1 protein-coding gene is annotated in these 1196 nt (G+C 67.7%); it reads left to right on the top strand.

Annotated elements, in window-relative coordinates:
- Window positions 1–889, top strand: an 889-nt coding sequence (locus tag I8N67_RS41585; protein WP_200309549.1) for a zinc-binding alcohol dehydrogenase family protein, incomplete at its 5' end; no start/stop codon positions are given.
- Window positions 890–1196: the final 307 nt, after the last annotated feature.

The following is a 1196-nucleotide window of genomic DNA, read 5'->3' as shown; positions in this document are numbered from 1 at the left end:
ACCCCTGGCCGGCCAGGGCGAGCAGATCGTCGATCTGGTCGCCGCGGCGATCCACCCCATCGTGCGCCACAAGGCCTCGGGTAAGCACTACAGCAGCACCGGGCAGTACCCGCTCGTACCGGGTGTGGACGCGGTCGCCCGCACCGCCGACGGCACGCTGGTGTACACCGGCGAGATCGAGGCCCCCTGGGGCACGTACGCCGAGCGGATGGCGGTCGCCATGGCCCTCCCGCTTCCGGACGGCGCCGACCCCGTCGCCGTGGCGGCGGGCATCAACCCGGGCATGTCGTCCTGGATGCCGCTGACCGCCCACGTCGACGAGCACGGCACCCCGGACACCGCGATGATCATCGGGGTCACCGGTGCGGCCGGCGGCCTCGCCGTCCAGAACGCACAGGCGCTCGGCGTGCGACGCGTGATCGGCGTGGGCCGCGGCACCGACGACCTCAAGCGCGTAGCCGGACTCGGCGCCGAGACCGTCGAAATCGGCGGCGACAGGGGCGCGGACGCGGCGGCCATCGGTGCGGCCCTCGACGGCAAGTCGCCCGACCTCGTTCTGGACTTCCTGTGGGGCGGCGCGGCCGAGTCCGCCTTCCAGGCACTGGCGAACGTGCCCGGCAACAGCGCCACCCATTACGTGCAGATCGGCTCCACCGCCGGCGAACAGGCCGCCGTACCCGCTTCGCTGCTGCGCAGTCGCCCCTTCCGCCTCAGCGGCAGCGGTATCGGCTCCTTCGAGATGCGCCGGTACTTCAACGAGGTCGCTTCCTACGTGCAGCTCATCACCGACGGCAAGGTCGAGGTGAACGCCCAGGCCTACCCGCTCTCCCAGATCAGCGAAGCGTGGACGGCCGAAGCGGGGCCCCGCCCGGTGCTCATCGCCGACTGACGGTGAGGAAGTGCGCAATCACCCGTTCAGACAGGGGTCGTCGGACAGACTCGCAGGCCGCATGACCACCACATGATCATCACCAGCAATGGAACGGGACTCACAACCTGCTGCACGAGATGCGTGTCCTGATCCGCCATGTTGCGTCTCCCTGCCCGGCCCGTGTTCACGGTGACCTAGTAGTGTCGACACTGTCGCCATCAGGCGACGGATTCCTGTGTGAACTCAATGAAATCTGTCGACAGTGCGTGAAAGTTCAGAGGGTTTCTCTAGCTTTTCAAGAGTTCGCCCAAGAGTTCGTTTAAGA

The organism is Streptomyces adelaidensis (assembly GCF_016598475.1).
Classification (GTDB): domain Bacteria; phylum Actinomycetota; class Actinomycetes; order Streptomycetales; family Streptomycetaceae; genus Streptomyces; species Streptomyces adelaidensis.
Note: the sequence above shows the minus strand (reverse complement) of the source record. Positions and strands in the feature narration are given on the sequence as shown.